This is a genomic window from Mycolicibacterium sarraceniae (assembly GCF_010731875.1).
GTDB classification, from domain to species: Bacteria; Actinomycetota; Actinomycetes; order Mycobacteriales; family Mycobacteriaceae; genus Mycobacterium; species Mycobacterium sarraceniae.
The window spans coordinates 4,150,186-4,175,639 of the sequence record NZ_AP022595.1; the positions used below are offsets into that span (position 1 = coordinate 4,150,186).

At 65.9% G+C, this 25,454-nt stretch carries 19 protein-coding genes, 1 tRNA gene and 5 pseudogenes; 11 read left to right on the forward strand and 14 right to left on the reverse strand.

The window, feature by feature from the left end; all coding sequences use genetic code 11:
* Positions 1-270 precede the first annotated feature (270 nt).
* Positions 271-1,197: a hypothetical protein gene (locus G6N13_RS20785; protein ID WP_220096764.1), complete on the forward strand. Its 927-nt coding sequence runs from the start codon at positions 271-273 to the stop codon at positions 1,195-1,197.
* 85 nt (positions 1,198-1,282) lie between these two features.
* Here G6N13_RS20785 and G6N13_RS20790 read toward each other — a convergent pair whose 3' ends face one another.
* Both G6N13_RS20790 and G6N13_RS20795 read right to left on the reverse strand, forming a co-directional pair.
* Positions 1,283-2,464: a sensor histidine kinase gene (locus tag G6N13_RS20790; RefSeq protein ID WP_163700003.1), complete on the reverse strand. Its 1,182-nt coding sequence runs from the start codon at positions 2,462-2,464 to the stop codon at positions 1,283-1,285.
* Positions 2,461-3,096, reverse strand: coding sequence for a response regulator (locus tag G6N13_RS20795; RefSeq protein WP_235677846.1), 636 nt, complete (start codon positions 3,094-3,096; stop codon positions 2,461-2,463). The genes G6N13_RS20790 and G6N13_RS20795 overlap by 4 nt, the downstream gene beginning before the upstream one ends.
* A 221-nt stretch (positions 3,097-3,317) precedes the next feature.
* Between G6N13_RS20795 and G6N13_RS25750 the strand changes: the two genes are divergently transcribed.
* Positions 3,318-3,449 carry a hypothetical protein gene (locus G6N13_RS25750; RefSeq protein WP_268949065.1) on the forward strand — a complete coding sequence of 44 codons (132 nt, stop codon included), beginning with the start codon at positions 3,318-3,320 and terminating at the stop codon, positions 3,447-3,449.
* A gap of 89 nt (positions 3,450-3,538) precedes the next feature.
* Here G6N13_RS25750 and G6N13_RS20800 read toward each other — a convergent pair.
* The 3 genes and pseudogenes from G6N13_RS20800 to G6N13_RS20810 form a co-directional block, all read right to left on the reverse strand.
* Positions 3,539-3,915 (reverse strand): annotated as a pseudogene (locus G6N13_RS20800) (DUF4126 family protein); the annotation flags it as partial.
* Between the two features lie 69 nt (positions 3,916-3,984).
* The gene (gene hisG / locus G6N13_RS20805) at positions 3,985-4,839 is read right to left on the reverse strand and encodes an ATP phosphoribosyltransferase (RefSeq protein ID WP_163700007.1); all 855 of its coding nucleotides are present in this window, start codon (positions 4,837-4,839) and stop codon (positions 3,985-3,987) included.
* A gap of 9 nt (positions 4,840-4,848) precedes the next feature.
* Positions 4,849-5,130 carry a phosphoribosyl-ATP diphosphatase gene (locus tag G6N13_RS20810; RefSeq protein WP_163700009.1) on the reverse strand — a complete coding sequence of 94 codons (282 nt, stop codon included), beginning with the start codon at positions 5,128-5,130 and terminating at the stop codon, positions 4,849-4,851.
* Positions 5,131-5,184: 54 nt separating this feature from the next.
* On the opposite strand from G6N13_RS20810, the gene G6N13_RS20815 reads away from it, so the two are divergent.
* On the forward strand, positions 5,185-5,772 hold the full coding sequence (locus tag G6N13_RS20815; RefSeq protein ID WP_163700011.1) for a hypothetical protein: 588 nt from the start codon (positions 5,185-5,187) through the stop codon (positions 5,770-5,772).
* Here G6N13_RS20815 and G6N13_RS20820 read toward each other — a convergent pair whose 3' ends face one another.
* Both G6N13_RS20820 and G6N13_RS20825 read right to left on the reverse strand, forming a co-directional pair.
* A complete protein-coding gene (locus tag G6N13_RS20820; protein ID WP_163700013.1) occupies positions 5,773-7,233 on the reverse strand; it encodes a sugar porter family MFS transporter in 1,461 nt (486 codons plus the stop codon).
* Between the two features lie 89 nt (positions 7,234-7,322).
* Positions 7,323-7,985 carry an HAD family hydrolase gene (locus G6N13_RS20825; protein WP_407663946.1) on the reverse strand — a complete coding sequence of 221 codons (663 nt, stop codon included), beginning with the start codon at positions 7,983-7,985 and terminating at the stop codon, positions 7,323-7,325.
* 130 nt (positions 7,986-8,115) lie between these two features.
* On the opposite strand from G6N13_RS20825, the pseudogene gnd reads away from it, so the two are divergent.
* The 3 genes and pseudogenes from gnd to G6N13_RS25460 all read left to right on the forward strand — a co-directional run bounded on the left by gnd (position 8,116) and on the right by G6N13_RS25460 (position 10,345).
* Positions 8,116-9,056 (forward strand): annotated as a pseudogene (gene gnd / locus G6N13_RS20830) (phosphogluconate dehydrogenase (NAD(+)-dependent, decarboxylating)).
* A gap of 77 nt (positions 9,057-9,133) precedes the next feature.
* Positions 9,134-9,532: pseudogene (locus tag G6N13_RS25455) on the forward strand (hypothetical protein).
* A complete protein-coding gene (locus tag G6N13_RS25460; RefSeq protein WP_235677847.1) occupies positions 9,533-10,345 on the forward strand; it encodes a hypothetical protein in 813 nt (270 codons plus the stop codon).
* A gap of 2 nt (positions 10,346-10,347) precedes the next feature.
* Here G6N13_RS25460 and metH read toward each other — a convergent pair whose 3' ends face one another.
* On the reverse strand, positions 10,348-14,094 hold the full coding sequence (metH, locus tag G6N13_RS20840) for a methionine synthase (protein ID WP_163700017.1): 3,747 nt from the start codon (positions 14,092-14,094) through the stop codon (positions 10,348-10,350).
* Between the two features lie 318 nt (positions 14,095-14,412).
* Between metH and G6N13_RS20845 the strand changes: the two genes are divergently transcribed.
* Positions 14,413-15,303 carry a PAC2 family protein gene (locus G6N13_RS20845; RefSeq protein WP_163700018.1) on the forward strand — a complete coding sequence of 297 codons (891 nt, stop codon included), beginning with the start codon at positions 14,413-14,415 and terminating at the stop codon, positions 15,301-15,303.
* On the opposite strand, the pseudogene G6N13_RS20850 reads toward G6N13_RS20845, so the two are convergent.
* From G6N13_RS20850 to G6N13_RS20860, 3 genes and pseudogenes are all read right to left on the reverse strand, one after another.
* Positions 15,300-15,704 (reverse strand): annotated as a pseudogene (locus tag G6N13_RS20850) (HNH endonuclease signature motif containing protein); the annotation flags it as partial. The gene G6N13_RS20845 and the pseudogene G6N13_RS20850 sit on opposite strands and share 4 nt — an antisense overlap.
* 414 nt (positions 15,705-16,118) lie before the next feature.
* A complete protein-coding gene (locus G6N13_RS20855) occupies positions 16,119-18,356 on the reverse strand; it encodes a hypothetical protein (RefSeq protein WP_163700020.1) in 2,238 nt (745 codons plus the stop codon).
* Between the two features lie 128 nt (positions 18,357-18,484).
* Positions 18,485-18,922: a hypothetical protein gene (locus G6N13_RS20860; protein ID WP_163700022.1), complete on the reverse strand. Its 438-nt coding sequence runs from the start codon at positions 18,920-18,922 to the stop codon at positions 18,485-18,487.
* 68 nt (positions 18,923-18,990) lie between these two features.
* On the opposite strand from G6N13_RS20860, the gene G6N13_RS20865 reads away from it, so the two are divergent.
* The gene (locus G6N13_RS20865) at positions 18,991-19,179 is read left to right on the forward strand and encodes a hypothetical protein (RefSeq protein ID WP_163700024.1); all 189 of its coding nucleotides are present in this window, start codon (positions 18,991-18,993) and stop codon (positions 19,177-19,179) included.
* Positions 19,180-19,791: 612 nt separating this feature from the next.
* On the opposite strand, the gene G6N13_RS20870 is transcribed toward G6N13_RS20865, so the two are convergent.
* A tRNA-Cys gene (locus G6N13_RS20870) sits at positions 19,792-19,862 on the reverse strand.
* Between the two features lie 98 nt (positions 19,863-19,960).
* Between G6N13_RS20870 and G6N13_RS20875 the strand changes: the two are divergent.
* Positions 19,961-20,667, forward strand: a pseudogene (locus G6N13_RS20875) (MgtC/SapB family protein).
* Here the strand turns inward: G6N13_RS20875 and G6N13_RS20880 are convergent.
* Positions 20,664-22,067 carry an MFS transporter gene (locus tag G6N13_RS20880; RefSeq protein WP_163700027.1) on the reverse strand — a complete coding sequence of 468 codons (1,404 nt, stop codon included), beginning with the start codon at positions 22,065-22,067 and terminating at the stop codon, positions 20,664-20,666. The pseudogene G6N13_RS20875 and the gene G6N13_RS20880 overlap by 4 nt on opposite strands.
* Before the next feature lie 52 nt (positions 22,068-22,119).
* The gene (uvrB, locus tag G6N13_RS20885; protein WP_163700029.1) at positions 22,120-24,291 is read right to left on the reverse strand and encodes an excinuclease ABC subunit UvrB; all 2,172 of its coding nucleotides are present in this window, start codon (positions 24,289-24,291) and stop codon (positions 22,120-22,122) included.
* Positions 24,292-24,347: 56 nt separating this feature from the next.
* On the opposite strand from uvrB, the gene G6N13_RS20890 reads away from it, so the two are divergent.
* The gene (locus G6N13_RS20890) at positions 24,348-24,854 is read left to right on the forward strand and encodes a ribonuclease FAU-1 family protein (protein ID WP_235677848.1); all 507 of its coding nucleotides are present in this window, start codon (positions 24,348-24,350) and stop codon (positions 24,852-24,854) included.
* A 60-nt stretch (positions 24,855-24,914) separates the two neighbouring features.
* On the forward strand, positions 24,915-25,454 hold the full coding sequence (locus G6N13_RS20895) for a hypothetical protein (RefSeq protein WP_163700031.1): 540 nt from the start codon (positions 24,915-24,917) through the stop codon (positions 25,452-25,454).

Below are 25,454 nucleotides of genomic sequence, written 5' to 3' on the forward strand. Positions count from 1 at the left end.
CCCGCTAGACCACGAAAATTCAGCGGCCGAGCAACCTCATGTGTCGACACGACCCGAAACGGCTTGCCCACCGGAATTGAACCGTTGACCGCGGTTGGCATCCGCAGTGGCGACTCACCGAGTCCGCCAGCGGGGGACGTTGACAGAAGAGCGCTTGCGTGACGCTGTGTCGGGCTGGCGGCACGCGCTATCGATTGATGGTGCCGATTCTCAGCTTCTTCTCATGTACGTTTAGTCACATCTCAGTGCGTGACCTGACGGGGAGTGAACATGGACGGTGGCTTGCGGTCGAAGGTAGTGACCGGGGTTGCGTTGCTGGGAGCCGGCACGATCGCGCTGGCCCCCGTTCATCCTGTCGGCTCGGCCGCTTCCCCGCTGTCGCGAATTGGAGTTCCGACCGACGTTTCGACGGCAAACATCACGCTTGCTGCCCGGCACGATCCCCCGGAGCGCATCGCCTCTTGGGTCGATTCCTTCACAAATGCGGCGATTGACGCTGGCCTCCTTGGCCAGGTCCACCTCGTTGATCCGCCACCCGTCGGACGGCAGGCGCTGACCATCTGGACTCGCAACCGGGGCAGCAACGAGACGACGGTCAAACGCGCTGGCGAGGGGACGGGCGCCAACCTGACCACCACCTTGCCGCACTCGCCCAACACGGCCTCTGCGCGCGTCGGCACCGGAAGCCCGTCGGGGGCGGGCAATGCGCTCGACAACGCTGCGGACGAGACACACTTCGCGATCGCGCTGCCGCTCTATCCGTCACTCGGCGCGCCCGGTCAGATCGCCACGAACCTGTCGGCGGCGCTCAAGTCCCTTGCCGAGGTGAACGACTCGATCAATACGCTGCCCGGTGTCGTTGCCTGCGGGGAGGGACTGACTCACACAATCGGTGAGTACGCGCTCACGATCATGGCCCTTAGCGGAGGGGTTCCGATTGCGATCGCTCTGCCGACCACTTCGGCGTCGACTGCCGCACTGGCGCTCACCAAAACGGCGGATTCCGGGACCATATCGGTGCCGACGGCGGCCAACAACACCGGCCATTTGCCACGATTGTCAAAGGATTCGACCGGTTCGACTGATGCGGCGAATGCCAGGCCTGGCGCGACGGCTGGCCGCGCCGCCGTGGCACCGACCCGATCCCATTCGCGTGCCGGCCAAGCCGGCCGTGTGAGCCGGAACACCGGAAAGTAGAAGTTCGGTAATTAGTCGGGGTCGAGTCGGCATGCGATCGACCGCCTTCGCCGCTGCAACGTCGCCAAAGGCGAATCGGGACGAACTACGGCATCTCGGTGACAGGTATTGGCGGGCTCACAGAGTGAGAAACATCCTGGGGCGCGCGAGGAGAATAGTTGTGCAGCGGCAACACCAGAACGAGTTCGTAACCCCCGCTGGCCATCTGGCGCGTGGCGATGGATCCGCCCAGCAGTTCAGCACGCTCGCGAAGGCCTCGTAAACCGTTCTGGTCGCTGGGCATTGGGTCTGGTGAATGCCGCGGCGGTGAATTGACCAGCGAAAGACGCACCCCGCTCTGGCTTATCTGCAAGCTCAACCATGCCCGCGCTCCCGGTGCGTGTCGGTGGATGTTGGTCAGGCCCTCCTGGATAGTGCGGTAGACAGCGCGCTGCACCGTCGCCGACACCTCCTCAGCGGTCGTGCAGGACGTGTGCACTGTCGTGTCGATTCCGGACTCTGCGACCAATGCCGAGATGTCCTCGATCCCCGGCTGCGGGGTCAGATCCGGCAATCGGCTGCCCGAGGATCGCAAGAGCGCAACCATTTGACGAAGCTCGTCCAGCGTCCGGGCACTCAGTGTCCGAATCGTGCGAGCGATCTCAACCACCGCGTCGTCGCAAGCGGTTACCTGTAAAGCACCGGCCTGCACCGCGATAAGGCTCACCTGATGAGACACAACGTCATGCATCTCGCGCGCCAGCTCGGTCCGCGTACGCGCCAACTCTTTGTCCAGAAGCAATTGCTGTTGGGATCCGCGCATGTGCTGAACTTCAATAAGCTTCGCGGCCAATTCGGTACGAGCACGCATGAGAAGGCCCATCAACACGGGTGCACCAGCAAACAACGTTGCATAGACCAGATCGAGGAGCGAAACCGAAAGCGGGTTGCCCTTCTGCCAAAGAATCCTCGCCGCGTCGACGAACACGATCAGGGTGCAAGCAGCCAGTGGGTAGCGGGCAGGCCGACGTTCGGCAACGGTATAGAGGGCAATCAACGAGGCGATGGAGGCCAAAGTCACCGCGAGCAACGGTACGGTCGCAAAGAACACCCAGTAGGGCGCGCGCCGGCGAAACGGCAATGCACACAGAGCAATTACGGCCGCCGCGACTGCCAGGGGTCGGCTTCTGCTGAACCCGATCGCCTCAGTAGCCTCGAGCGCCGCCATCGCGATGAGCAGCGCGTCGATAACGACGCTGCGAGAGCACGCGAATCGGCCAATACTCACGACCCCGGATCCTCGAGAACGCCCGCGCGCTGAGCGATGATTGCCGCTTCGACGCGCGATTTGACCGCGAGCTTTGAAAGAATAGAACTAACCTGGTCTTTGACTGTGCTTACGCTCGAGTACACGGTGGTCGCGATTTCACCGTTGGATAGCCCCTTCGCCAACAACCGCAAGACAGCCGTCTCTCGCTGAGTCAACGTCTTGACCGCAGCCACCGACGCTGAGTCGACGTGATCGTCGAGGTAACCAGAAATCACCTTCGGGCTGATGGCGCCCGACAACACCAAACCTCCCGCGGCCAGCGTACGCACCATGTCTGGTAGCGAACTTGGATCGGTGTCCTTGAGCAGGAACCCGGCCGCCCCGGATCGGAAAGAGGCGGCGACGTGCTCGTCGGCATCGAAGGTCGTCAGCATCGCAACGGCTGGCGGCGACGGGAGCTGTTGTACCGCAGCAAGGACGGCTAACCCGTCCTTGCCCGGCATCCGGATGTCCAGGAGGACTACGTCAGGCTCATGCTCAGTGATCACTTCGACAGCGTGGATGCCGTCAGTGGTTGCCACCACGTCGATGCCCTCCGCGTTGGAAAGGATCAGCTCGAAACCTGAGCGAATCAGCGCCTCGTCGTCCACGATCACCACTCTTGGCACTGAGCTCCTCCTTACCTGCAAGGGCGGTAGAGGCCCTACCTCAACCGCGTTCCGTTGGGTCGGTCGGTATCGCATCCATCGGAAGCCGACGGTGACAGCGGAAAACCGAAACCAAGCCAACGGACGACTGCGGCTATGAGAATAGTCGCTCGGACCCAGGATCTGGACAGGCCCGGCCGCGATCACCCCGACGCCAACGGCGCATGCCCACTGCCTCACGGACCGGGACCGTCGAGTGGATGTGCATGGTGCGCGCCGGCGACGGGCTGCACACCATCGGCTGGAACGACTTCGAATCCCTTGTCCCGCTCGGCGAATTGCAACCCATCGGCTAACTGCCGCCGATGATCACCAGATGATCAGGCAGTGTGTCGAGTTCGAGGATGCCGACATTGATCAGGTAATCGATATCGGCCAGGCCCGGCAGGTAGACCACCAGGAAGCCACCACCCACCGCGATCACGTCCTCAGCCAGCGCCACCGGCAGGTCACGGCCGCCGTTGGCGGCCACCAGCCGCGAGCGTGCTCCGTAGCCGCACCGGTCAGAAGGCGAGCGGAGAGCTGAGGTGTGCTTTTGCGGCTCGGGGTTTTCGGCAGCTGGTCGGTGACAAACTCCACGAACAACAGCACGGTCAGCACCGTCACGGCGATCGGGTGGGCCACCCACTCCGACCATTTGTTGGTGACATCGATCCAGCCGAACTACGCTCCCCAGGCGACCACCGCGGGGGCAGTCAGGGCGCGCAGACCGGCGATCGCACCGATCAGCAGAGCCAGTGACAGAACAAGAACGTGCGTCATAGCGGTCCTGCTTGCCGGCGGCAGCCGGAGGGACGCTAACACGCAGTCGCGTCGCAGATCGGGCCAACTTCAGAAGCGGCAGAACCTGATATCGGAGGCCAGAATCGCCTTGGCGCCAATGGCCGCGAGGTCGTCCATGATCGCGTTGACCGCACGGCGCGGCACCAGTGCGCGCACCGCAACCCAGTCCGGATCGGCCAGCGGCGCGATGGTCGGCGACTCAAGCCCCGGCGTGATCATGGTGGCGCGATCGAGTACCGAACGCGGGCAGTCATAGTCGAGCATCAGGTACTGCTGGCCGAACACCACGCCCTGCACGCGGGCCGCCAGTTGGTCGCGCGCAGCCCGGTTGGGATCGTCGCCGTTACCGGCTCGCTCGATCAGCACCGCTTCCGAGTCGCAAAGTGACTCACCGAAAGCCACCAGATCATGCAGCCTCAGAGTCCGTCCCGACCCCACCACGTCGGCGATGGCGTCGGCGACACCGAGCTGGATCGAGATTTCGACAGCACCGTCGAGCCGGATGACGGTCGCCTCGATTCCCCTGCTGGCCAAGTCTTTTCGGACCAGGTTCGGGTAGGCGGTGGCGATCCGCTTGCCGGCCAGATCCGCGATGGTCCAATCCCGGCCGGCCGGTGCGGCGTAGCGGAACGTCGAGGATCCGAAGCCAAGGGCCAGCCGTTCGTCGACCGGGGCGTCGGCTTCGGCGGCCAGGTCCCGGCCGGTGATGCCGAAGTCGAGCTGACCGGAGCCGACGTAGATCGCGATGTCCTTGGGCCGCAGGAAGAAGAACTCGACACCGTTGACCGGGTCGATGACCGTGAGGTCCTTGGGGTCGGTGCGCCGACGGTAGCCGGCCTCCGACAGGATCTCGGCAGCCGATTCAGACAGTGCCCCCTTGTTGGGGACGGCAACGCGCAACATGGCAGTCACCTAGAGCTTCCGGTAGATGTCGTCGAGGGTCAGGCCGCGAGCGACCATCAGCACCTGCGTCCAATACAGCAGCTGGCTGATCTCCCCCGCCAGTGCCTCGTTGGGTTCGTGCTCGGCGGCCAGCCACACTTCGCCGGCCTCTTCGAGGATCTTTTTGCCGAGGGTGTGGACGCCGGCATCCAGGGCGGCGACGGTGGCGCTGCCTGCGGGGCGGGTGCGGGCACGCTCCCCCAGTTCAGCGAACAACTCCTCGAAGGTCTTCACGGCCTGCGATTGTTCCATGCGGGCCGACGCTCCGTCACGGCGGTTTCCGGTCGGGGACTACTCTGGCGTCTCATGCGACGATCCCGGGCGACCACGGCAGTCGGTCTCGCCGTCCTCGCGCTCACCGCCTGCTCGAACCCGATCGTCACCACGAACGACACCAGCCAGCAAACATCTCCACCAGAATCTGCGACGAGTTCGGCGCGGCCCAGCAATGACAAACTGGTCAATGCATTCGACTACTACACCAGGATCAATGACGTCCACGCTGGCTACTTCTTCACCAGCCCGAGCGGCAGCTGGCGGTGTGTGATCGTGCCCCGCACCTGGACCGGCTGCCAGTCGAAAACCGGCACGGGGCGCATCGGCGTGGCCGGTGCGCCGCAGACCGTGACCGACAGTGTCGGGCAGAACGTCGTCCCCAACTCGATCGTGGTGCGCACCCAAGACGACCCCCAGTTCGCCGCGGTGCCGGCCGAGCAGTTCACACCACCGTCCGGGACGACGAAGACCTTGCCGTTCAACAAGATCCTCGCGGCCGGGGGATTCCGCTGCAACATTCAGCAGGAAGCCGGCATCTCGTGCGTGAGCGAGCAGACCGGTAAGGGCTTCACGTTCTCCAGTACCGGGGTGAGCTGGCAATACACCGACGTCCCGTAGTCAGTCCGTGGACTTGTCCTCGCGCAACAGCTCGGCGTGCATGTCCTCCAACGAGACGCCCTTGGTCTCCATGACCCATTTCCACACGAACAACCCCGACAGGATCGCGCACAACCCATAGAAGCCATAGGCCAGACCCAGGTGCTCGCGCAGCCCCGGGAACGTCACGGTGATCAACCAGTTGGCCGCCCACTGCCCGGCTGCAGCCAGACCGAGTGCGGCAGCGCGGATGCGGTTGGGGAACATCTCGCCCAGCAGCACCCAGACCACCGGGCCCCAGGACATGCCGAACGCCACCACGAACAGGTTGGCGGCGATCAGCGCGATGACTCCGGAGGCACCGGGCAAGCTCGGCTTGCCGTCGACCAGCGTCGCGTTGGCGAAGATGATCGCCATCGTGATCAACGTGACGGCCATGCCGGCGGACCCGATCAGCAGCAGCGGCTTTCGGCCGATCTTGTCGATCAGTGCGATGGCGATCAGCGTGGTCAACACGTTGATCACCGACGTGATCACGGTGTACACCGCGGACTCATCGGCGCTGAATCCGACCGCCTGCCACAGCACGTTGGAGTAGTAGAAGATCACGTTGATGCCGACGAACTGCTGGAAGACCGACAGGCCCAGGCCGACCCAGACGATGCCGTAGAGCCCGCCGGTCGGCTTGCCCAGATCCCGCCAGGACGGCTTGTCTTCACGCTCCAGCGTCTGCTGGATGCGGCTGATGGTGATTTCGAGATTCTTCTCGCCCAGCAGCATCGTCAGGACCTTGCGTGCCTCCGGAATCTTATGTGAGGCAACCAGATACCGGGGCGACTCCGGAATCGTGAACGACAGCACGCCGTAGAAAACCGCGGGAATCGCCATCGCCAGGAACATCCAGCGCCACGCGTCGAGGCCAAGCCACAGCTCCTTGTTCGGGCCGCCGGCGGCATGCTGCAGTAACCAGTTGATCACGAACGACAAGAAGATGCCGCAGACGATGGCCAGCTGCTGCAACGAGCCCAGCCTGCCTCGGATACGCGGTGGCGATGTCTCAGCGATGTACGCCGGGGCGATAACCGACGCGATACCCACGCCGATACCGCCGACGATCCGGAAGATGACGACCGTCGTGACATTCGGCGCCAGGGCCGTTCCGATCGCACTCACGAAGAAGAACACCGCGGCGATCTTCATGACCGAGATACGCCCGATCCGGTCGGCGATCCGGCCGGCGGACATCGCCCCGGCGGCCGCGCCCAGCAACGCCGATGCGACCGCGAAGCCGAGTTCGGCGTCCCCGATACCGAAGTCTGCCTGGATGGAGTCGACCGCCCCGTTGATGACGGCGCTGTCGTAGCCGAAGAGCAAGCCGCCCAGCGCGGCTACCGACGCGATCCGGATTGCCGTACCACCGGAGGAGAAGTCGTCATCCGTGATCACGGATGGTGTTTGGTCGATGGGGCCTTGGCCAGCCATGACGCGTCCTTTCACGCAGCGCTGCGAAAAACCTGGTGAACCTACGATTGCACAGTCAGCGCCGCAAGAGGGCGATATCGGCCAGCGGTTCAGGCCGAGCGCTCACCACGTCCGAGATGCAGGCCAGCGTGGATCTGCCGCAGCTGGGCGATATCCAGATCAATGAGCGACGAGATGTGATGCCGACGGGGACTGCCGGGTACGGCGACTTCATTGGGTACCACCAAAACCGCGCATCCGGCCGCTTCGGCCGCAGCGGCGCCGGTGACCGAATCCTCGACCGCGAGGCACTCCCCCGCGCTGAGGCCGAGCAGCTCCGCCGCACGTAGGTAGACATCAGGTGCGGGCTTGCCCTCAGGCACCTCATCACCGCAGACGGTCACCGAAAAGTACTCTCTGCCAATACTGTTCAGTGCGTTCTCGGTGAGTTGCCGACGGGTGTTGGTCACCAAGGCCATCGGAACGCCGGCGGCCGACAGCGCGTCGAGCAGTTCGCGAGCGCCGTCACACCACGGCAATCCGGTGGCGAACAGCTCGCCGACATAGTCGTGCATCCAGTCGGCCACCTCGGCCATCTCTTGCGGGTCCGGGTCCAGGCCCAGGTCGTCGAACACGATGCGGATCACGCCCTCGGCCGAACCGCCCACGGTGGCGTCGCGGACCTCGGGTGCCAGCACCCGTCCGTGTCGAGCGTACAGCTTGTTGATCGCGACATCCCAAAGCTTTTCAGAGTCGACGAGGGTGCCGTCCATGTCCCACAAGACCGCTCGCACGCCCACGATTGTGCCACGCAACATGCGCTGACTTCGAATCCAACCCAGTTTGCTGGACTAGGGCGACGACCACAACACGAGGGGAGGCAACGTGGTCACTGCGACACCGATGCAGCTGGGCATGGTCGGCTTGGGACGGATGGGGGCCAACCTCGTTCGACGGTTGATGCGGGACGGACACCACTGCGTCGTCTACGACGTGAACGCCGCAGCATTCAGCGAATTGGCGGCCGAAGGCTCCACCGGTGCCGCCACCCTCGACGAGTTCGTCGGCAAGCTCGACGGCCCGCGCGCAATCTGGCTGATGCTGCCCGCGGCCATCGTCGACTCGACCCTCGATGCGCTCGTGCCGCTGCTGGCGGCCGGGGACACCGTGATCGACGGCGGCAACTCGTACTACCGCGATGACATCACCCGGGCGGCCAAGCTCGCCGAGAAGGGTCTGCACTACGTCGATTGCGGCACCAGTGGCGGCGTGTGGGGGCTGGACCGCGGCTACTGTCTGATGATCGGCGGAGAGACCGATGTCGTCACTCGCCTCGATCCGATCTTCAAGACCATCGCCTGCACTGCGGCCCCAACGGTGCCGGGCACTTCGTGAAGATGGTCCACAACGGTGTCGAGTACGGGATGATGGCGGCCATTGCCGAAGGCCTGAGCATCATTAAGCACGCCGATGCCGGCACGGTCGATCGAGTGGTCGACGCCGAGACCACCCCGCTGCGCGATCCATGGGCCTACCAGTACGACATCAACGTCGGCGAGGTCGCCGAGGTCTGGCGCCGTGGATCGGTGGTGGGCTCCTGGCTGGTGGACCTCATCGCCGACGCGTTCGCCGCCTCGCCCAATCTCGACCAGTTCTCCGGGCGAGTGTCCGATTCCGGCGAAGGACGCTGGACGGTGCTCGCCGCCGTCGATGAAGGTGTCCCCGCCCCGGTGATCACCACATCCCTTTACGAGCGCTTCCAGTCCCGCCAGCTCGGCGAGTTCGCCGACCAGATCTGCTCGGCGATGCGCAGCGAATTCGGCGGCCACGCGGAGAAGAAGTGATGCCGGTGAGCGCCCAAAGTCCCACGGCTGCAGATGTTCTGGTAATTTTCGGCATCACCGGCGACCTGGCGCGCAGGATGACCTTCCGGTCGCTGTACCGCCTGGAGCGGCGCGGGCTGCTCAACTGCCCGATCGTCGGCGTGGCACTGGATGATTGGTCGTCCGACACGCTGCGGGAGCACGCGCGGGCCGCGATCGAGGCCACCGGCGAACCGGTGGACAAGCACGTGTTCGCCTGATTCGCGGCCCGGCTGTCGATGGTGACCGGCGATTTCGGTGACACGGCGACCTACGACACGGTGGCCGCGGCCATCAGCGGACGATCGAATCCGGTTTTCTATCTGGAGATCCCGCCGTTCCTGTTCGGCCGGGTAGTGGACGGTCTTGCCGGTGCCGGCCTGACCACCAACGCGCGGGTGGTGGTGGAAAAGCCGTTCGGGCATGACCTTTCGTCGGCCAAGGCGCTCAACAATTAGTTGAGTGCGCACCTGCAGGAGCGGCAGATCTACCGCATCGATCACTTCCTTGGCAAGGAACCGGCGATGGACATCCGCTACATCCGGTTCTCCAACTCGATCATCGAGCCCATATGGAATCGCGACCGTGTCGAAGCAGTGCAGATCACGATGGCCGAGAATTTCGGAGTCGAGGATCGCGGCCATTTCTACGACCCGGTCGGCGCGTTGCGCGATGTCGTGCAGAATCATCTGCTTCAACTGATCGGGCTGATTGCGGCCGAACCGTCCAGCGGCGGACCGGATGGCTTCCGGGACAAGCGGGTTGAGTTGTTCAAGTCGATCCGCCCCGTCGACCCCAAGCACTATGTGCGCGGCCAGTACGCCGACCACTTGGACGTCGAGGGTGTGGCGCCAGACTCTCAAACCGAGACCTTCACCGCGCTGAAGCTGTATGTCGACAACTGGCGCTGGTCGGGTGTGCCGTTCTTCATTCGGGCAGGCAAGACCCTTCCGCTACGGGCCACCGAGATTCGGGTCATCTTCAAGCGACCGCCGGCATTGCCGTTCCTGCCGAAGATCAATGAGCAGAACGAGTTCATCGTCCGGATCGATCCTAGCCCCGGCGTGGATTTCGTGCTGCAGGCCAAAGAATCCGGCGCCGACGCCACTCGCACCGTCAATCTCTGCCTGGTGTTCAGCGACGAAATGACCGAAGTCCAGCGCCGGGAACTGGGTGACGTGGCCCGCGCCAACCGCGGTGCGTCAGGCGGTACCGGGGGCGTCCCCGGCGGACAGACCGGCGGCCATGGCTCCGACGGGAGCGCGGGCTGAGCTCAGTCCTCGGGGTTATAACCGAGGTTCGGGGCCAGCCAGCGTTCGGCCTCCTGCAGCGTCCAACCCTTGCGCTTGGCGTAGTCGGCCACCTGGTCCTGGGCCATCCGGCCGACGACGAAGTACTGCGACTGCGGGTGCGAGAAGTACCAGCCGCTTACCGCGGCACCGGGCCACATCGCCATCGATTCGGTCAGCTCGATACCGGTGCGCTCCTTGACGTCCATTAACGTCCACAGCGTCGCCTTCTCGGTGTGCTCCGGGCAGGCCGGGTAACCGGGGGCCGGGCGGATTCCCCGATACTTCTCCGCGATGAGTGCCTCGTTGTCGAGCTGCTCATCTGGCTGAAATCCCCAGAACTCTTTGCGGACTCGTTGATGCATCCGTTCGGCGAACGCCTCGGCCAGCCGGTCGGCGATCGACTCCAACAGGATCGCGCTGTAGTCGTCGAGGCCTGCCTTGAACTCCGCGATCTTCTCGTGGCTACCGAGCCCAGTGGTGACAGCGAAGGCACCGATGTAGTCCGGCAGGCCCGTCTCTTTGGGGGCGATGAAGTCGCCGAGGCTGCGGTTCGGGATGCCGTCGCGGTGCTCGCCCTGCTGACGCAGATTGTGCAACGTGGTCAGCACCTCCGTGCGGGTCTCGTCGGTGTAGACCTGGAAATCGTCGCCGACCGCGTTCGCCGGGAAGAAGCCGATCACCCCGTTGGCGGTCAGCCACTTCTCCTTGATCGCGGTGTCGAGCATCTCCTGGGCGTCGTCGTACAGCTTGCGGGCCGACTCGCCCGCGACCGGGTTGTTGAGGATGTCGGGGAAGCGGCCCTTCATCTCCCAGGCGTTGAAGAAGGGCTGCCAGTCGATGTACTCACGAAGCTCGGCGAGGTCGTAGTCCGCGAACTCCCGCACGCCGAGGCCGATCGCGGGCACCGGCGGTGTGTAGCCGTCCCATTTGATTGGCGTCCGGTTCGCGCGGGCCTTCTCCAGCGTCAGCATCGGCCGCTCGTTCTTCTGGGCGTGCCGTTCGCGCAGGGACGCGTAATCCTTTTCGGTGGCTTCCAGTAACGCCGGCCGCTGCTTGTCGTCAAGCAGCGCGGCGGCGACGGGTACCGAGCGCGACGCGTCCTTGACCCAGACGACCGGACCGCTACGTCGCGGCGACACCTTCACCGCCGTGTGGGCGCGCGAGGTGGTCGCGCCACCGATCAGCAGCGGGATCTGCAGCCCTTGGCGTTCCATCTCGACCGCGAAGTTGACCATCTCGTCCAAGGACGGGGTGATCAGACCGGATAGCCCGATGATGTCGGCGTCGTGCTCCTTGGCCGCGGCCAGAATTTTGTCGGCGGGCACCATCACGCCGAGGTCGATCACTTCGAAGTTGTTGCACTGCAGTACAACTCCGACGATGTTCTTTCCGATATCGTGGACGTCACCCTTGACCGTCGCCATGATGATTGTGCCGTTGGTGTCCTTCGCAGAGGTGGCACCGGACTCAGCCTTCTCCGCCTCGATGAACGGGAGTAGGTACGCGACAGCCTTTTTCATCACCCGAGCAGACTTCACGACCTGAGGCAGGAACATCTTACCCGAGCCGAAAAGGTCACCGACGACGTTCATCCCGTCCATCAGGGGGCCCTCGATCACCTCGATCGGGCGACCGCCCGCTGTGGCGATCTCGGCCCGCAGTTCCTCGGTGTCGTCGTCGACATGGGCGTCGATGCCCTTGACCAGAGCGTGCGTGATCCGTTCGCGGACCGGCAAACTACGCCATTCGGCGGCCACCGGATCGTCAGCTTTCTCGGAGCTGTTGAACCGTTCCGCGATCTCCAGCAGTCGTTCGGCCGCATCCTCGCGACGGTTCAGCACTACGTCCTCGATCCGATCGCGCAGCTCGGGATCGATCGAGTCATAGGGCACCAGCGCACCGGCGTTGACGATGCCCATGTCCAGGCCGGCCTTGATGGCGTGGAACAGGAACACCGCGTGAATCGCCTCGCGCACAGGGTTGTTGCCGCGGAACGAGAACGACACGTTGGAGATACCGCCGGAGATGTGCACCCCTGGCAGGTTCTCCTTGATCCAGGCGCAGGCCTCGATGAAGTCGATCCCGTAGGTCGCGTGCTCCTCGATCCCGGTCGCCAGCGCGAAGCAGTTCGGGTCGAAGATGATGTCCTCGGCCGGGAAGCCGACCTCTTCGGTCAGAATCCGGTAGGCGCGCCCGCAGATCTCCTTGCGGCGCTCCAGGTTGTCGGCCTGGCCCTGTTCGTCGAAGGCCATCACGACAACGGCGGCGCCGTACTTGCGGCACAGCCGTGCCTCGCGGATGAACTTCTCCTCGCCCTCCTTCATGGAGATCGAGTTGACGATCGGCTTGCCCTGGACGTTCTTCAGGCCGGCCTCGATGACCTCCCATTTGGAGGAGTCGATCATCACCGGGACGCGGCTGATATCCGGTTCGGCCGCGATCAGCTTGGTGAACCGGTCCATCGCGGCGACGCCGTCGATCATGCCTTCGTCCATGTTGATGTCGATGACTTGCGCACCGACCTCGACCTGCTGCAGGGCCACCGACAGCGCGGTGTCGTAGTCCTCGGCCTTGATCAGGTTGCGGAACCGAGCCGAGCCGGTGATGTTGGTGCGCTCACCGATATTCACGAAGAGGGAGTCGTCGGAGATGTTGAGCGGCTCGAGGCCCGAGAGCCGGGTGGCCACGGAAATCTGTGGCACTTCCCTCGGGCTCACGCCCTCCACGACCTTGGCGATCTCGGCGATATGCGGCGGCGCCGTGCCGCAGCAGCCGCCGACCAGGTTCACCAGACCGGCCTCGGCGAACTCGGCGATGTAACCGGCCTGAGCCTCCGGGGACTCGTCGTACTCGCCGAAAGCGTTGGGCAGCCCCGCATTCGGATAGCAGGACACGAAGGTGTCCGCGATCCGCGAGACCTCGGAGATGTACGGCCTCATCTCCGGAGCACCCAGTGCGCAGTTGAGCCCGACCGCGATCGGCTTGGCGTGCCGGATCGCGTTCCAGAACGCTTCGGTGACCTGACCGGAGAGCGTCCGGCCGGACGCGTCGGTAATGGTGCCCGAGATGATCAGCGGCCAGCGGCGGCCGCGCTCCTCGAACAGCGTCTCGACGGCATACACCGCCGCCTTGGCGTTCAGCGAGTCGAAGATCGTCTCGATGATGAGGATGTCGGAACCGCCGTCGACCAGGCCGTTGGCAGCTTCGAGGTAGGCGGCGACCAGTTGGTCGTAGGAGACATTGCGGGCGCCGGGGTCGTTGACGTCCGGTGATATCGACGCGGTCCGCGTCGTCGGCCCGATCGCCCCGGCGACATAGCGGGGCTTGTCGGGGGTGCTGAACTCGTCGGCGGCCTTGCGTGCCAGGGCGGCGCCGGCGTAGTTGAGCTCGTAGGCCAGCTCATGCATGTCATAGTCGGCGAGTGAGACCGCGTTCGCATTGAACGTGTTGGTCTCCAGGATGTCGGCGCCCGCCGCGAGGTATTCGCGGTGGATGCCGGAGATGATCTGCGGCTGCGTCAACGTGAGCAGGTCGTTGTTGCCCTGAAGGGCGGTCGGCCACTCGGCGAACCGTTCGCCGCGGTAACCGGCCTCGTCGGGGCGGTCCCGCTGGATTGCCGTGCCCATCGCGCCGTCGATCACCATGATCCGCCGGCCCAGAGTCGCCGCCAGCTCATCGGTGCAGTCTGGGCGGATATTCGGCGCAAAGGTCCTGAACTCGACAGTCACGTGCGCTCCTTCCGTTACGGAAGGCGTCCTTGACTCTGCCGAGCGTGGCGGTCACCGGCATGGGCCGGAGAACCGTTGCAACGCCTCTCGACAGTGAAAAGTCTACGTCGTCACCCGGCGGCTGGACGCCCAGCTCAACTCGATCCGCACTGGGTCGCGCATCGTGTCGGCTTCGCCATAGTTACCCAGGTTAACCAGTTTGCAGCCGAACGTATTTCGTCGTCAGCGCCTTGGCCGTCATCATTGGCGCCATTCACCACGCCGGGGTAGTCGGTCCGAGAAGGCTCATCGCAGCCGATCAACCCTTACGCTGAACTCGTGACCCCGTCGAACTTCAGCGGCACGAAAGGCCCGGACCTGCCCGAACTGCAGAACACGATCATTGTCGCGGCCTTCGAGGGATGGAATGACGCCGGTGACGCTGCCAGTGATGCGCTCGAGCACCTGGACGCGATCTGGGAAGCCGACACGCTCATCGAGATCGATGACGAGGCCTACTACGACTACCAGGTGAATCGCCCGGTCATCCGGCAGGTCGACGGGGTGACCCGCGAGCTGGTGTGGCCGTCGATGCGGATATCACACTGCCGGCCGCCAGGCTCGGATCGCGACATCGTGCTCATGCACGGGGTGGAGCCCAATATGCGCTGGCGCACGTTCTGCGCCGAGCTGCTGGCGATCGCCGATAAGCTGAATGTGGACACCGTCGTGATTCTCGGGGCGCTGCTGGCCGACACGCCGCACACCCGGCCCGTCCCGGTGTCGGGTGCGGCCTACTCCCCCGAGTCGGCGAAGTTCTTCGGCCTCGAGGAGACCCGCTACGAGGGTCCGACCGGTATCGCCGGGGTGTTCCAGGACGCCTGCGTGGCGGCCGGCATCCCCGCGGTGACGTTCTGGGCCGCGGTGCCGCACTACGTATCGCAGCCACCCAATCCGAAGGCCACCGTTGCGCTGCTGCGTCGCGTCGAAGACGTACTCGACATCGAGGTGCCGCTGGCGGACCTGCCTATACAGGCCGAGGAATGGGAGCAGGCGGTCACCGAGATGACCGCCGAGGACGAGGAGATCGCCGAGTACGTGGCCTCCCTCGAGCAGCGCGGTGACGCCGACGTGGACATGAATGAGGCGTTGTCGAAGGTCGACGGCGATGCGCTGGCGGCCGAATTCGAGCGCTACCTGCGCAGACGCGGGCCCGGCTTCCGGGGCTAGGCCGCTGGGTCGTCGGCCGGCGGGCCGCTGTCGTTCTCCAACAGCCGTTCGGGGTGGTGGTAGTCGTTGACGCCGCCGGTGAGCATGGGTAGTCCAGTTGGTGGGATCCATTGGGTGTCGCCGTTGGCGAGTGTGCGGGTGTTCCAGCCGCCGGTTTCGACGAGGTTGCTGTCGGGTGGGCAGGCCAGGCCGAGGTCGTCGATATCGGTGTTGCCGCCGTTTTTCCAGTCCTGGGCAGCGCGGTGGACGCCGCTGTGGTGGCCGGGGGCGTCGCAACCCGGTCGGGTACAGCCACGGTCCTTGGCGTGCAGGATGATTCGCTGATCGGCGCAGGCGTTCCGTTTGGTGCGGCCCAGCCACAACGCTCGCCCCTTCACCCCGTCGAACAACGCGAGGTAGTGGACCAATGAATGACCGGGGCTAGTATCCGGCGCAACAGGAAACCAGTGGGATGCCCAACTCTTCCGAGAACCGTAGCGTCCAACTGCGCGACGGGCGCTCGGTGTCATACGCGAAGTGCGGAACTCGTGATGACGCAGTCGTCGTCAGCGCCCACCACGGCCTGTGGCTGCCAGTACGCCGCCGCCCTGGCGTGGGCGCTGCCACTGACCGAGCCCGGCTCGTTCGCGAGGATGACCGCCGAGGCCCTGCGACACCGCGGTGGTGTCGTCGAGGACTATCGAGCATCGATGCCCCTGCCTAGCCGCGCGAGGTCTCGCGGCGCATACCCGGTGCGACGCTTCACGAACGGCCCGGCGGTCACTTCCTGGCCCACCTGCATTACCCAGAGATCCTCGCGCGCTTGCGCTAGTTCGTCAGTGGTCGAACCAGCGGTTCGCCGGCGGCTGCTCAGTGCCAAGGATCGCGCCGGCCGGTGCTCCGGTTTCGCTGCCCGATGTGGTCGCTGACCATCCGGTCCCCATGCACAACAGGTCTCGGGGGCTCGAGATCGTTGACGGCAGCGGAATCCCGAAGCCCGGGATACCCGGGATCGTGATCTGCGGCGGGGTGAGCAGTGTGGCAACACCCTGTGCCATCGTCCCGAACAACTGCGCGGGCGGGGTCGGCAGCGTGCCTACGGCGTCTGAGATCGGCGCGGAGGGGATCAGCGTTCCCAGGCCACCGGGCGTCGGCCCGACGTAGTTGCCGGGACCACCGGGAATGACTCGCGGCGGAGTCGGCGGAGTCGCCCCGTGGTTGGCGCCGGGCGTGCCGGGGGTCGCTGCCGGAGGAGTCGGAACTCCCCCGCCACCGCCGCCGCCGGGACCACCGGGGACCGCGGCCGGTGGGATGCCCGGAGTGTTGATCTCGTTGGTGAACGGAGCACCCGGGACCGCGGCTGGCGGAGTACCGGGGACGCCACCGCCACCTGGAACCAAACCAGGAGGAACAGCAGCCGGCGGAGTACCGGGCACACCACCGCCACCAGGGATCCCACCCGGAGGCACCGCAGCCGGCGGAGTACCGGGCACACCACCGCCACCAGGAACCAAACCAGGAGGCACCGCAGCCGGCGGAGTACCGGGCACACCACCGCCACCAGGAACCAAACCAGGTGGAACGGCAGCCGGCGGGGTCGGCAGGCCGGCACCGCCGCCGCCGGCAGCCGCGGCGGGCACTGCCGCACCGGCGTCTGCGGGGAGACCGGCGGCCGCCGAGGCGATTGCTTCCGCGGGTACACCGGCCGACGGTGCGATTACGCCCGAGGCATCGGCCACGGGTGCACCGACGGCGCCAGCAACACCGCCAGCCGCTCCGGGGATACCAGCGCCCGCGACGCCGGCGCTATCAGACAGTGCGGCTGTGGCCGGTCCGCCGGCTGCGCCGGCGTTGTCCGTGATCGGCGCGGCGGGAACGACTCCCGCGTTATCGGCGATCGGCGCAGCAGGGACTCCGCCGGCACCCGGGACGCCGCCGCCGTCACCGACCGGCACGCCAGGCACACCACCCGGAGGCGTCGGCACACCACCGCCACCACCCTCACCCGGCGTACCCGGAACCGCACCCGGAGGCGTCGGCACACCACCGCCACCACCCTCACCCGGCGTACCCGGAACCGCACCCGGAGGCGTCGGCACACCACCGCCACCACCCTGACCCGGCGTACCCGGAACCGCACCCGGAGGCGTCGGCACACCACCGCCACCAGCCTCACCCGGCGTACCCGGAATGCCGGCAGGCGGGGTCGATCCGGTCTCCGCGACGTTGGTGCCGGGTGTACCCGGGACCGCGGCTGGCGGGGTGGGAACACCGCCGCCGGTACCGCCACCGGGCGCACCCGGGACCGCGGCAGGTGGGGTCGGAAACTCTTGAACTCCAGTGGTTCCCGGCGTGCCGGGGATCACCGTGTCCGGAGTCGGCGGGGTCATCATGCCGGGCGTCCCCGGCGTGCCGGGAACCTCGACAGGAGCACCGGGCACGTTCACGTTCAGCGGGACTCCGGGGCCGCCCGGCACCGCGGCGGGTGGCGTGACGATGCCGGGAGTTGAGGCCGCGCTCGGGATACCCGGCAGGGTGACCGACGGGGTACCGGGGACGTTGATCATGCCGCCGGGCGTGGGGACACCCGGAATCGACGCGCCAGGAGGGGGAAGGGTTCCCGACGAATCATTGACCACATTGCCCAGGGTTGCGGCAGGCGGGATCCCTGGCGTGTTGAGGATCAGGTTGTTCCCATTGCCCGGGCCGCCGGGAACCGCCGCCGGTGGCGTCGACACCTCGCTGGGGATCTCGCCACCGGGAACGGCGGCCGGCGGTGCCGGCGGAGTTCCGCCGCCGCCGGGGATCTCGCCACCGGGGACCGCGGCAGGCGGAACAGGGGGGGTCACAACGGTTTCCGGCACATTCTCACCGGGCACCGCGGCCGGCGGAGTACCGGGGACACCACCGCCACCAGGGATCCCACCCGGAGGCACCGCAGCCGGCGGAGTACCGGGCACACCACCGCCACCAGGGATCCCACCCGGAGGCACCGCAGCCGGCGGAGTACCGGGCACACCACCGCCACCAGGGATTCCACCCGGAGGCACCGCAGCCGGCGGAGTACCGGGCACACCACCGCCACCAGGGATCCCACCCGGGGGCACCGCAGCCGGCGGGCCTGGCGGGAAGGCACCCCCACCGGGGACCGGAACAGGAGGAGCCGCGGCCGGCGGCGCGGGCGCCAGACCGGAAGCGTCGGCTACCGGCGCGCCAGATGCGACAGCGCCACCACCAGCACCGGCGCCGCCGGGCAGACCGGCTGCGCCGGGAACTCCGCCCTCGCCGCCACCTGCGCCCGGCAGGCCGCCGGCCGCGTCGGCAACCGGGGCGCCGATAGGTCCGGCGGGCAGGCCAGCACCGTCGTTGATGGGGGCAGGGGGCAATCCCCCTGGCGGAGTCGGAACACCACCACCGCCACCACCAGGCGGAGTACCAGGCACACCAGCAGGCGGAATCGGAACACCACCACCGCCACCACCAGGCGGAGTACCAGGCACACCAGCAGGCGGAATCGGAACACCACCACCGCCACCACCAGGCGGAGTACCAGGCACACCAGCAGGCGGAATCGGAACACCACCACCGCCACCACCAGGCGGAGTACCAGGCACACCAGCAGGCGGAGTCGGAACACCACCACCGCCACCACCAGGCGGAGTACCGGGGACGCCGGCGGGAGGTGTCGGAATGTTATGAGTCAAGGAAGTGCCGGGAGCGCCAGGAACAGACGCCGGCGGGACGGTCACCCCGCCGGTACCTGGCGCTCCCGGCGAGCCGGGGACGCTTGCCGGCGGGACCCGAACGCTGCCCGGCACGGTGGCGGGCGGAATCGGGCCGCCGACATTGGGCGGATTGTTGGTGAAAATCGAGTTCGACGTACCCGGGATGCCTTGAGACAGGTCAGGCGGAGACGTCAGGCCTTGATGGAGGATCCCTATGCACGGAATACCGGGGCTGCCGATATCGGCAACCGCACGGGGGCTGAACAGTGGTGCAGTCCAGAAAAACCCCGCAGTCGCCATGGCGGTGACCGCCGCCATGCGAGAGCTGGTCCGAGACATCATTTCCCCGTTTCTGTGAGAGGCCTGAAGGGGAAACTACAGACGTGTAAGTAGCGCAGCGCCGGGCCATTCTGGGGGTTATCGAACTGTTGCGAAGCAGTGTTGTGGCGGTTACACCGAGAAAGGGACGCATGGGTACATCTGGGTCGGGATCCGACATCGTGCACAGAGCCATCCGTCGGGTAGCCGCTCCGGTCGCCTTCATCGGCCTGGGGATAGCCATCAGTCCGGGTCTGACGCTAGTCAGGCTCTTCGCGCTCGTTTGAAGACCTTGTCCAAGTCCTTACCGCTCATACCCGAGCGTTCGGCCTTCTGGACCCTGTGGAGCAGGAGCGGGCAGCGCTTGCATCGCGGCTTGCTGCGGCAGCACTTCTTCTTCGGCGGCGTGCCGGACAGATCTCGCGCTTTGGCCACGGCGGGCAACAGTAGCTAACCCAAACATACGAGCGAGTGACGGGATTCGAACCCGTGTAAACGGCTTTGCAGGCCGGTGCCTAGCCACTCAGCCACACCCGCGTGTCAGATAGCTACTCTTCCAACACGGAACCGACGCGCCCACCGTTTCACTCAGCATGATTGCTGACCGGACCTCGCTGCGGCACTACGGTTGCGGCATGCAGACTTGGTTGGCTGACCCCTCGCTGCTCGGCGGTCCCGGACAGGGCACCCGGCAGAGATCCTCGAACTGCTGATCGCCTTCGGCCTGACGCCCCTGATCGGCCGGGAACGCGAAATCCACGGCAAGAGCGCCGGCCTGCGCACCCAGGCGATCGTCGGCACCGCGTCAGCACTGATCCTGATCGTCAGCAAGTACGGCTTCTTCGAGGTGCTGACCGCGGGCACCGTCGAGGTCGACCCATCTCGGGTCGCCGCCCAGATCGTCTCCGGGATCGGCTTCCTGGGTGCCGGCCTGATCATCACCCGCCAGGGCGCGGTACACGGACTGACCACCGCTGCTGCGATCTGGGAATGCGCGGCCATCGGCATGGCCGCCGCGGCCGGTCTGGTCAAGCTCGCCATCATCGTCACGATCCTGCATTTCGTGATCATTCTCGCCTTCAACCCACTGAGCAGACACCTCACCGGCAGGCTGGCCGGCTCGGTACGTCTGCGCGTCACCTACGATTCCGCCAGCGGCGTGCTCAGCCGCATTCTGGCCGCCTGCGACAAACATCAGTGGAGCCTCAGCGTGCTCGGCAGCGCCCCAGACCGCGGCGTCTTGTTGACCCTCGGAGGTTCAGGGATTCGCAACGCGCCGAACACTATTGCCTGCGTCGCCGGTGTCACCGGCGTGCGCAGACTCGACGACAGTCGCGACTAGCCCAACTGCACCTGGCCCCGGCCGGACCGGTAGGACGCCACCACCCCGACGGCGGCCAGCGCCGCGAACAACCCGAACATCAGTGAACTCGCCGCCGCGTCGGGTGTCGCCCGCAGGTTCACCACCACCCCGGCCAGTCCCGCGCCGAATGCCCCGCACATCAGCTGGACGGTGTTGATCGCGGCCGCGGCGACCGCTTGTTGCGCCGGGTCGTCGACGATCGCGCCCATCGCCCACGCCGAAAGATGCGGCCACGCCATTCCGATGCCCGCACCTGTGATGACCAGGGCAAGCGCCCACAGGGCGACGATTGTGGTTGAAGCGGAATCAGTTTGGGTGAATGCCGCCAGCGCCAAGCCCGTGGCCATCACCACCGGAGAGATCGCCACCGCCCGCATCGTAGCCCGCACGTTCGTGATCGATGCACTCGCGATCTCCCCGACCGTCCAGCCGACCGATAATGCCGCACCGAGGAATCCCGCCACGACTGGCGGCAGCGCCGCCAACCGCTGCCCGAACAGCGGGACGTACATGTCCACCATCGTGGCCGCCATCAGCAAGCCTAGGGTCAGGTAGATCCACTTCAGTGGCCCGGGCCCAAAAGCCATGCGCGGCAATACCGCTGCCGACGCTCGCCGGTCGACAACGATGAACACCAGCACCAGTGCCACACCAAGGGCCAGCAGCCCCGCGATCGCCGCCGTGCTGTGCGGGATCACCGCGCCGCTGACCGCCAGCGCCGCCAATCCGAGCGAAAACAACGACCGCAATGGTATTCGCGTTCGAGTCGGTTCCTGATCCGAGGACACCCGCGCCGGCAATGCCAGCGGAACCAGCAGGCTCATCGCCACCGGCAGAATCGCGAGCAGACCGAATCCGCCACGCCAGAAACCGAATTGGGCGAACAATCCCCCGGTCGCCGGCCCCACCAGCGTGCCGATCCCCCACATCGCCGACACGACCGCCGACGCCCGGGTCCATAACCGATCCGGTAGCGCCGCGCTGATCACCGCATACCCTAGGCCGGACAGCACACCGCCGGCCAGGCCCTGCACCACCCGCCCGACCAGCAGCAGCTGCATCGTGGGGGCCAGGGTGCATAGCGCGCTACCGGCGGCGAAGGACAACAGCGCAGCCAGATACGCTGCGCGCGGTCCGAACCGGGTCAGCACCGGCCCGACCGTCGCCGCCGCCATCACCGACGCGACCAGATACACCGTAGTCACCCACGCATAGAGCCGTTCGCCGCCGATATCGGCGACCGCACTGGGCAGCAGGCTGATTGTGATGAACTCATTGGTGGCATAGATCGCCACCCCGCCGGCGAGCACCGCCACGGCCCCAACGTTCTTCGGGCCCAATAACTCACGCCAACTACCGGTGGCACTCGCGGTATTCACAGGTGTGAGGTTAGGACCTCAACCGCCCTTCAGATCAAATGGGCCGCCCGACCTACTTCAGGCCGGCGGCGTCCATCCCGCGCAATTCCTTCTTCAAGTCGGCCACCTCGTCGCGGATCCGCGCAGCCAATTCGAACTGCAGATCGCGCGCCGCCGCCATCATCTGTGCGGTCAAATCCTTGATCAGGTCGGCCAATTCAGCCCGCGGCATATTCGCGGTATCGCGGCCCTCAATGATGCCAGCACTCACCGCTCGACCGGGCTCGCCCTGCGCGCGCCGGCCGCGCGACGCGTTGCGCCCTGAGCCGCCGATCTCCACCGACTCCGTATCGTCGGCTTCGCGGTACACCTGATCGAGGATGTCGGCAATCTTCTTGCGTAGCGGCTGCGGGTCGATCCCATGCTCTTCGTTGTAGGCGACCTGCTTGGCCCGTCGACGCTCGGTCTCATCAATGGCCTGGATCATCGAATCGGTGAGCTTGTCGGCGTACATGTGCACCTCGCCGGAGACGTTGCGTGCCGCGCGGCCGATGGTCTGGATGAGGCTGCGAGCAGAGCGCAGGAACCCTTCCTTGTCGGCGTCGAGGATCGATACCAGCGAGACTTCCGGTAGGTCGAGCCCCTCCCGCAAAAGATTGATGCCGATCAGCACGTCGTAATCGCCCAGCCGCAGCTGCCGGAGCAGCTCCACCCGGCGCAGGGTATCGACCTCGGAGTGCAGGTAACGGACCCGGATGCCCATCTCCAGCAGGTAGTCGGTGAGGTCCTCAGCCATCTTCTTGGTCAGCGTCGTGACCAGCACCCGCTCGTCACGCTCGGCGCGCGCCCGAATCTCCCCGATCAGGTCGTCGATCTGCCCCTTCGTCGGCTTGACCACGATCTTCGGGTCAATGAGACCGGTCGGGCGAATCACCTGTTCGACGAATTCGCCGCTGGTCTGGCTGAGTTCGTAGGGCCCCGGCGTGGCTGACAGGTACACCGTCTGCCCAATCCGGTCTGCGAACTCTTCCCAGGTCAGCGGGCGATTGTCGACCGCCGAGGGCAGCCGGAACCCGAACTCCACCAGGTTGCGCTTCCGCGACATGTCACCCTCGTACATGCCGCCGATCTGCGGCACGGTCACATGCGACTCGTCGATGACCAGCAGGAAGTCCTCGGGGAAGTAATCCAGCAGGGTCGCCGGCGCCGAGCCGGCCTCACGACCGTCGATATGCCGGGAATAGTTCTCGATCCCTGAGCAGAACCCGACCTGACGCATCATCTCGACGTCGTAATTGGTGCGCATCCGCAGCCGCTGGGCCTCCAATAGCTTGCCCTGGCCTTCGAGCTCGGCCAACCGCGCCGCCAGCTCCTCTTCGATGGTCGAGATGGCATGCGCCATCCGCTCCGGGCCCGCGACGTAGTGTGTGGCCGGGAAGATCCGCAGCGAGTCGACCTGGCGCACGACATCGCCGGTCAGCGGGTGCAGGTAGTACAGCGCCTCGATCTCGTCCCCGAAGAACTCGATGCGAACCGCCAGCTCCTCGTAGGACGGGATGATCTCCACGGTGTCGCCGCGGACCCGGAACGAGCCGCGGGTGAAGGACATGTCGTTGCGGGAGTACTGCACGTCGACCAGCAGCCGTAGCAGCCCGTCCCGAGGCACCTCGGCGCCGACCGCCAGCTCCACCGACCGGTCGAGGTAGGACTGCGGCGTGCCCAGGCCGTAGATGCACGACACCGAGGCGACGACGACCACATCGCGGCGCGACAGCAGGCTCGACGTCGCCGAGTGGCGCAACCGCTCGACGTCATCATTGATCGAGCTGTCCTTCTCGATGTAGGTGTCGGTCTGGGCGATGTACGCCTCAGGCTGGTAATAATCGTAATACGAGACGAAGTATTCAACAGCGTTGTGCGGCAACATCTCCCGCAGCTCATTGGCCAGCTGGGCGGCTAGCGTCTTGTTGGGTGCCATCACCAGGGTGGGCCGCTGCAGCCGTTCGATGAGCCACGCCGTGGTTGCCGACTTGCCGGTGCCCGTCGCGCCGAGCAACACCACGTCGCGCTCACCCGCCCGGATACGGCGTTCCAGCTCCTCGATAGCGCCGGGTTGGTCGCCGGCCGGGTCGTACTCGCTGACGACCTTGAACTCGGCGCCGCTGCGGACCAGGCCGTCAACGGCATCAGCGGCAGGCCGGTATTCCGAGTGCGCGAGCACCGGGTGCTCGGTTGCGAATGCCATAGTGACCAGGTTAAGCGCCCCCACCGACAGATTCATTCCACCGTTACGCTGAGACCGTGGCTGTCCATCCACCCAAGCAGGAGACGTTTGACCTGGTCGGCTACACGAACACCGACCCGAAAGGCATCGTACGGGCGGTCGACGAATACCGGCTCACACCGTGGGGGCTCTACATGGCCCGCCCAACCCCCGGCCGGGCCCAGTTCCACTATCTCGAGTCCTGGCTGCTGCCGTCACTGGGGCTTCGGGCCAATGTCTTCCATTTCAACCCCGGTTACGAGCGTCCGCAGGACTACTACCTCGACATCGGGCACATCGAGGTGAGCGATACCGGCTGGCACGCCGAGGACCACTACCTCGACCTGGTGGTCTACACCGGGGACCGCACCGACCTCATCGACACCGACGAACTGTTCGCCGCCCACCGCGATGGCCTCCTAACCACCGAGACTGCCGAGTCGGCGCTGCAGCGCGTCGTCGTCGCCATTGACGGCCTGGCCCGCCATCACCACGACCTCAACGCCTGGCTCGCCAGCGACGGAATGAACCTGACCTGGCGCTAGACAGTTGCCGACGGGGCAACTAATCGGCTCCCCCGTACCGAACGAGTAGTCTCGCTAACTATGAGTCCCACCAAGAGCGGATGGCTGAGGATGACTGCTGCGGCCGCCCTGGTCGTGGGTTCTCAGTTAACCGCGGCGACAGCGCTGGCCGATCCCGCACCGGAGCCGCCGCCGGCTCCAACACCCGCGGCCAACGGCGATCCCGACCCCCAGCTGCTGCACAACATCACCTACCGGGCCTCCGCGACCGGCACCTCGCGCGGTGCCGTGGTGGCGTACAAGATCGACGACAACAACGTCAACAGCGAGCAGCCAACACTGCTGCCGGGAATGACCTTCGAGGTCAACACCGTTCTGCGCGATCCGAAGAAGGCCGGCATGGAGATCTCCGTCCAGTGGCCCTACGGATCGAACCTGCACTGCGAGATTCTGGTGGACGACGAAATCGTGGCACAGGCAGATCAGTTCATCGCCCCACGGCTGTTCCGCCCCAAAGACGATCCGCTCTACGGCACGATCCAATGCGGCGCACCCCTGGACGCGCCCGCACCCGACGCTGCGCCCACGCCGGCATCAGCCCCAGCACAGGCAGGTGTATGA